Source organism: Vibrio sp. 10N.261.52.C11, assembly GCF_041471405.1.
Lineage (GTDB): Bacteria > Pseudomonadota > Gammaproteobacteria > Enterobacterales > Vibrionaceae > Vibrio > Vibrio crassostreae_C.
Genome location: NZ_JBFROI010000030.1, coordinates 78104 through 86601 on the forward strand (window position 1 = coordinate 78104; position 8498 = coordinate 86601).

The following is an 8498-nucleotide window of genomic DNA, read 5'->3' on the forward strand; positions in this document are numbered from 1 at the left end:
AAACTTCCTTTTATAGACTGTACATCTAACTTACAGCGTTAAATTATTGTCTTCTATCATTTTTTGTAAAATTTGTGCTTCTAATGCACTACTACTGTCACCTTGATACAGATCGTCGTACGTGACATCAGCTAGCAAGATGTTTTGTTGAACGTCTTCGTCACCATTAGGTTTAATAGAAATGGTCACACCTTCACCAGATTCTTCTAAATCTAGATATTGTGTTGCCCCTAGCCCTGTATTAAGCCCTAGGCTTCCCAAAATACCCGAGAGGTCAATTGCATCAGTGTCTGGAGACGCATCAAAATCTTGAATCACATCGTAGCTTGGTGCTTCTGCACTCCCTAAGCCTGAAGATGCGAACACAAAATTGTCAGAGCCTGTACCGCCAATCAACAGATCGTTATCATCTGTCGCGGTAATCGTAGAATCCCCTTCAGCGACAAACTCAATCGATACGGTTTGGGGTAACCCGACCGCTTGGTTATTGCCTATCTCTGCAGACGGCTCTATCGTTAGGTCAAATTGATCACCACTGTTGTAGCCCCCGGTAATCGCTAGGTTAGGCACATCTGCCAAGTCCACCACATATTGACCATCGACCATAGAGCCGTGTGAGAACGTCAAACCTGCGGGAATATCATGAATTGTAATGAAGCCCACTTCTGAATCAGCAGGGTTTACAAGAGAAAGGTCTAAACCAAGAGGAATCGTGCCACTTGCTTCTGCCACGATCGAAGAATATTCAACGCTCAATAACGGTGCATCAGGCTCTGGTGTGATAATAAGCGTCATGTCTTGCGAGCTCGGGTCACCCGTGTCGACCACTAACTCACCGAGTACCGTATTTTGATCAACCGTTCGGCCGGTAATCGTAATATCGAGGTTACCAAACGCATCGCCTGCAAAGAATTCGAGCTCATCAACAGAACTTGCTTTAACGAGGAGCGTCGCCTGTATGATGCCACCAACACTGGTGAAAGAACTGGTTTCTGATCCAATTCGAATTCGGTCTAACCCAACTAACCCTGATGGGTCCGAAGTTCCATTCACTGTTACCGTAATTGCTAAAAACTCATCACTGTTAGTTTCAAAGCTATTGGCATCAAGAGGAATCACGATGCCATCATCTTCACTTCCAGTGAGCTGTTCAGGTAAATCGAAGAACTCAACTTTGTCACCTATAGGGTTAACACCTACAGTAAATTCAGATTGTGTATAACGGATATCCGTCGTACCAATTTCTTGAGTAATCGCCTCTAGAGACAGATTAATGTCACCACTAAAGTCTCTTGGTGGCAGAATGACTAGATTAGATAACTGACTTGGATCTAACTGCCACTCATAGGTAGGGTTTCCATCGAAGGTACCGCCATCAGCACCATTGTTTGGAACCAACTCATAGTTGTCTCCGATTTTAATCGCGACAACTGCGCCTTCAGGAACTCCCTTCAACGAAAGCGACATGTTTTCAGAACCATCTTGGTCAATCAGCTCTGCGCTAAGTGATGACAACGAAATGTAATTATCTTCATCTCCGATAATATCCTCTGTTATCAAGTTCGCCGCATCAGCGACTGGCTCAACAGTAATAGTCACGACCGTCGTTTTATCTTGCGTATCCGTTTCTGTCACGCAATCCGCTTCATCGGTAATATTTGCTGTCACAGTGAGGGTAATTTCACCACTGTAATGCTCAGGTGGCGTAACTAACACATCACTCAAGCGGCTAGGATCCGTTACCGTCCAAGTACCATTGCCATTATCAACTAACAACCCGGTGTCAGTTGGAGTTTCAGACAAGGTCGCTCCATTCGAAATGCTCACCGTTAGAGAGTTAACGGTTTCTTTACCGGTAGCGCTATTGCCTTCACCAGTGATTAATTGTCCATCTTCAACGCTATCACCAAGAACCAGTTCAAGGTTAAGGTCTGTCGCGATGTCTTCTTGAATGGTTGTGGAGTCGGCTTCAACCGTAATGTCATCGACCACAGGCAGAACTTGGATACTAATGGTTTGGGCCGTCGTCACCGTATCACCGCTACATGGTGAGGTCTCAATTGTCTCTATGGTGAAATCAATACACCCTGCAAAATCTTCATCCAAGCCCGTTAACGTTAGTTTCGAAAGTCCATCTGCAGTGATTGAATAACCGACGATCTCACCAGAAGCATCGTATTCAGCAATCACACCATCACCGGAGATCTCAACGCCTTCAGGAAGTGAATCGGCAGGAATATAGAAAGAGATTTCATTGTCTGGATCACTGCCAACATCGGTGTTTAGCAAGCCAGTGAGATCAATATCTTCCCCTTCAGGTGTTTTAATTTCGCCATCGGGTTGAATCGGGCTTGGTGGGCCAACAGGGTCACAAGAACCGCCACCGCCGTCATGACCAGTAATTTGCAGCGGGAAAGTCGCATCAATATATCTCGCATCATCACCATCAATCACACGAGCACGAACCACAATATCCAGTACCGGAGTATCACTTGGGCTGGAAATCGTCGCATTATCTAAAATGTACGCTGCGAGTTCTTGGAAAGAGTCACTCGTTAACCCATCCGCAGATATGATCCAATTCCCAGAGCTATCTTGAGCGGCACCATTAGGGTGCTCAACAATCAACGAATAGCCGTCGGGAATCTCGATCAAAATATAATCGAGGTACTCTGACCCATCGATATCCGCGTCGACGAACGTCACGGCGTTAGAGATATCAACAGGCGAGCCGTCTGTACTCTGTAACAGCTCTGTAGAGCCTTCTAATCGAGTATCTAGCTCGACACGAGCATCTACAGTCACGCTAATAGAACCAGTAATATCTTTAATATCCGTTGCACCAGTTGGAGAGGTATCCGTGACTTCATAGGTGATAGGAATTGAGAATGTTCCGCTTAAATCTTCTGTCGCTGTAACAGAAAGCCTGCCGCTGCTTAGAAGATCCGAAAGCGTTGGCGTTGTTGAGTCCACTAGAGTATCCAAATCTAAGCCTGAAGCTGGGACCTGAATAACACTCCCATCAAAATAAAGAGTGAGATCTGCAGGTAGGCTATCAATGACATATCCCGTCAAGGATTCGCTGCCATCAATATCCTGATTCACTGAAGGTTCAAGGTTCAGGCCGATTTGACTGTCTTCGATGCCTTGAGTACTGACCACTTGACCGTCTTCTTGATCAACGACCGGCGCTAGCTCTACTTTAAGTGTCATAGGAAACTCGCCCGAATCACCATCGGGCTCAGTTGAGATAGCAATAACGGTGAGTTCTAATTCACCACTAAAATCAAGAACTGGCTTGAGATACAGATCATCCAGTTGAGCGTTAGAAACTTGGAATACGGGCCCTGTCACATCATCAACATACGCAATCGTCAGCGAGCCTGGTTCACCCAACGCATCCACCAGCAAAGTGCCTTCAGGAATGTTAGTAAGCAGTATGTTGATCTCTTCTGAAACATCGTCATCCGTCGTTTGTATGAGGAAGTCGAGCTGTATTAACCCATCTTCATTCAAGACCGATTGGTTGCTGATGACTTTACTGTCACTGTCGTATTGCCAATGACCATTACCACCGTCTACCGCGATAGGTTCATCCACAACACCTTTCAAAAAGATATTGATGGTTTTTGTATCACTTGACGCTTGCCCATTGATAGGAATAAGTGAATCGATCGTCGACTCAGTCGCTATTGCTGTTACGTCTATTGACAGATCTTCAGTAAAGGAACTGATGTCTTCTTTAGGCTGAATATAAGCAACACCATTGGCGATAGCTTCGGCAGTGACTGAATAGGAGTTATTGCCTATCTTTGCGGTACCATCACCTTCAACAGACCAGCCATCTTGAACTTGGATAATATAACTTAACGATTCAGAACCATCGGTGTCCGCCAAAGCGCCTTCAATAACGTCTTTGAGGTAAATAGCTTCATCCTCTAGTCCCTTGTAGTCTTTAACAGACACATGAGGAGTATCAGCATCAGGTGAAATATCGACAGTAACGGTATGTACAATACTTGCCGTTTTATCATCTGGGTCAGCGAATGAATTGCCAGACTCTGTTGCAACCGCAGTAATCTCAAACTCAAAGCGACCCGCTAGGTTGTCGTCAGCCCTGATTTCCATTTTATCAATCTGAGCCTGTGTGTAAGATTTCCCTTCTTTGACTGCGTTGCCATTTAACGTCAAATTCAAGCCGTCAGGAATCCCACTAATCTGGTAGCTCAATGTTTCTGACGTATCTTGATCCACCAGCTGAGCTGTTATGTCCAAACTGACTGGGTCTGAGTCATCTTCTACTGAATGATAGGAGAATACGGAAGCCGACCAATCCGGTGCATCAGCCACCGGTAAAACAGACACTGCAACATCAGCCGTCAGTTCTTTAGGATCCGTATCAGTGCTAATGATTGCGTTGATCGCTAGGATAACCGTTGAGGTGGTATTGGATTCATGAAGCGCGGGACGATAAGTCAACTGTCCATTAGGCCCAGTGAACTGACTATCAATCGCTGCCAATTGACTTCCAGACAAGGTGACCTTGCCGTCTACAACTTGAAGCAACACCCCATCAAGGTACAAGCTACCACCGTTTAGCGATGCTTCTGAGAACTCGATAGCAGTAACGGTTTCGCTTTGGTCGACATCGCCGGTTGCCACACTTACAACGATAATCGCGTCATTGTCTTCTGTGGTTTCAGAATCTTCATAACGAATAAAACCTTCGTTATCATCCAGAATAAGCTCAGCAGTACTCGTGACCTCATCACCATCGGCATCGCGAACCAAATAATCAATGTCATCGATTAATCGAGGATCGGTAGGGTCAGTTGATACATTGGCATTAGTAGTCAGTTGGTAGCTGCCATCAGAGTTAAGCGTAAACTGACCGTAGACGCTATTATCAAAATCATTAATGAGATCAATCTCGATTGACGTAATTACATCGGTAAAAGTGTAGGTATCACCGCGATAGTCAAAACTAACAATGACGGCGCCATCCGCACCAGCAAATTCTTCTGTTAAGAACTGTCCGCTGAGATTATCGCCTTCCACCATTTCAATGGAACCAGAACGAGAAGTTGGCACTGCATCCGTAACATTAACAACATAAATAGCCGGATCAGAACTATCACCATCGGCATCAGTAACGACCAATTCAAAATTCACAGCAAGATTATTTTCACCATCACCCGTAGCATGATCAAGCGGCGCATATAGATTGAACTCTGTTGTGCCATCGTTGTTAAAACGAATTCGGAAGATATCGTTACCCGACGTATCTTGAGCGTAATACCAACCATCGGCATTCACTGCCTGCAATGAAATGGCTTGCCCACCACTGGTATAAGCTAATGCGTCAAAAGCATCGGTATTAACTGAAACTGATGCGATATCGTCCGAGCCTTGGATAATAGCGATCGATGGGCTTGGTTCTTCAGTCCCAGTTTGTTCGTTGTCACCAATGAGTCCATCTTCATCGACAGATATGCTGCCTACAATCGAGAATGCAGGATCCTTACCATCGTATATTTTAATGTCTGATTTTTGGGTGGAACGCGAACCATCTGAATCAATAACGACAACCGTGGCCGGTATGCTCAATTCGGTATCTTTTAACCCAGCACCATGATCAATAGAGCGATATAAATCAATCTCAACGGCAACGGTACCTGAGATATTAGCTTCTAAGAAATAATCAGATGGCAGACGAATCTGCATAATGACATCGCCATTACTTAATATCGCATCAAAACTGCCATCACCATTATCTCTCCAAGATAAAGCCTCGCCATTATGGGTGATTGCTTCACCGTCGCTATCCAAAACGGCTTGACCGTTTGTCACATCAATACCAAGATAAACGATAGGATCATGCGATGCCGTGATATCCAAATTAACCACTGCACTCTGTTTTACGCCATCAGGAGTAGTATCCGCAATTGGGGTTTCAGACAATTCAACCGTACCGCTGCCAATCGTTGGCTCACCACCGTCGGTAATAGAAACGATTAAATCTAGTTTAGTTTGGTCGTTATCGGAATCACGGGCTGTAACAGTAAACGGTATGGTATCTGTGCCATTGGCTTGATCCAAACCTTTGTACAGTGTGAAGACATAATCCACACTGCTGTCTACATCACCGGATACGGGCGCGGAAAAACTCACAGTAAAGGCAACGTCACCACCAGCTACTGGCCCTGCGTAGCCAGTCAATAATGTTCCATCCTCAGAAACCGTGTAATAAATCTGTTCACCGCCGCTGAAGAGCAGAGGTTGGTCTGCTAGATCAAAGAACACACTGTCTAAGTAATCACTGCCAATCCCGATACTGAAGGTTCCGGTGCTACTGACTTCACCGACAGGAGCATTGCTTAAATCAGACTCGTTGACTGAAGCATTTGAATCAAGAACTAAACTCGGATCATTACCGTCTTCTATCACCCATGATATTTGGCCGTTTTCTAAAGCAGTGCCATCAGTATCTGTACCAATAATATTCAACGGAATCGTGAGTAAATCGCTGGTGATAACATGATCGAGTGGGCGTTCAATCACTAATACAATATCGGCAAGTACATTGTTCCCGTCGACCGTTGTCGTCATTGAAAACGAGAACACATCATCATCACCTTGCTTAGCTGTAATAATGAGACCATCTGCGCTGAGAGTATAAGTAAGTGCTGTAGCGTCGCCTCCCGAAGTGATACCTAATACTTCTAGTTGCGCGACAGTCTCAGGGCTAAATTGTATAGAATCTGGGTCTGGGTTATCCGAACCACCTAATATAGTAAATTGAGCATTGATGGTTTGCGAACCGGAGGTAACGTCGACTTCCGTCACCGTTTTCGAATCATCCAATATCTGTCCTGCCGCACCATCAGTGATATCAATGGTCGCCGTTGCAGAGCCAAAATCACCACTAGAGTCAGCGGCAACGTAATTGAAGATAACGGTATGGTCTTGGTTATGATCTAGATTTCGATTTGCTTCAAAGGTCCACTGGCCATTGGCAAATACGGTCAATACACCATCCCCGGTATTGAACACCGCAGGAGTTGCACCTGAAATGTCCTTGCTGACTCCACCAACTTCGACGCTACTAATGGTTAGAGCAGTATCAAGGTCAATGTCATTGCTAAGAACGTTGCCTGACGATATTTCACCTTCAACCATCGAGTAAGACTCGCCGAACAGCAAAGGTTCGGAATCTAGAATCGTGATCGGTAATTCGCCTAAAACGAGCTCAGTGGTTCCATCGTCATCAATCTGAAGACCTTCGATAATGATCGCCGTTTGAAGTAACTCTTCACCAGCTTGTTGGTCAACCGCTTGGTAAAAGGTGATCTCAACGGTATCTCCAACAATCTTAGCTTCGAAAACCAGTGTTCCATCGGTTCGTGTTGCTTTGAGCACTTGGCCGTCAGACTCTAATGCAATAGCGATAGATTGACCTTGAGACGTCACTCCCTCGGCAGAGACTTGGTTTGCACTAAAAGCAAACTCGTCAGCAAACTGAATATTGATGTCAGCAACTTGGGTTTGATCTCCGAAGATCCCGACCGTGCTTTCAGAAAATGAGACTGAACCTGGCAGTATAATACTTGGCATGTCATCGCTGACTTCATTGCCAATCGAATTGGCCACTCTCGCATCTATAATCCACTCAGTAGATGGGTCTAAGCTAGAGACATCAATATTCTCGACTAGCCAGCCACCTGACGCATCCACGATTCCAACAAAAGTCAGCGTTTGAGTACCATCATTGATCTCGATGTAAACAGGTAAGCCTTCGGAGACATCGGTTGTCCCCTGCATGGTGGTTAAATCGCCGCTACGGAAATCCAAGATGTTGAAACCAGACAAGGTATCAATATCAATAACAGGCGGTACGGTATTAATTTGTCCTGTCGAGTCTGTGCCCGTTGTTTCATTACCTGCAATATCAACGGTAACTGCTTCTACGGTAATGTTACCATCCGCAAATGCAGACAGATCGACATCATCGATGCTCCAAGCCCCTGCAACAATTACGGTTTGTAACGTGATAGACTGATTATTGCTATCCGAAACTGTGACGGTAATAGGCTGTCCATTTTCTACATTTTGAACAACACCTTGTAGACGAACAGATTGAACCTCTTCAGTGTTGAGTATGTTGTCGGCATCATCGAATTTTGCTGTGATACTTGCCAGAGTATCCTTAACGATTATATCGCTAGAAGTAACAGTATTGCCCGCAACATCCGTAACGCTAGCCTCTACGGTTAAGATTCCTTCTGCAAACCCCGAATAGTCTTGACCTGTCAGCGTCCAATTTCCGCCAACTACTGTGGTCGTATAAACTTGGGAGACATTAAGGCTATCGGTAAGGGTAATAGTGATCGTTTGACCGTCTTCAACATCCTCAACCGTGCCAACCAAGGCACCATTAGTAATTTCGGCTAAGTTGTAATACTCATCACCAAAACCATCAAAATCGACACTGATGTCCG

Annotated in this window: 1 protein-coding gene; it reads right to left on the reverse strand. The window is 45.1% G+C overall.

All coding sequences use genetic code 11. From position 1 onward, the window contains the following. Nucleotides 1-30: 30 nt before the first annotated feature. On the reverse strand, nucleotides 31-8498 hold an 8468-nt coding region (locus tag AB4323_RS12990), incomplete at its 5' end, for an RTX toxin (RefSeq protein WP_372152658.1).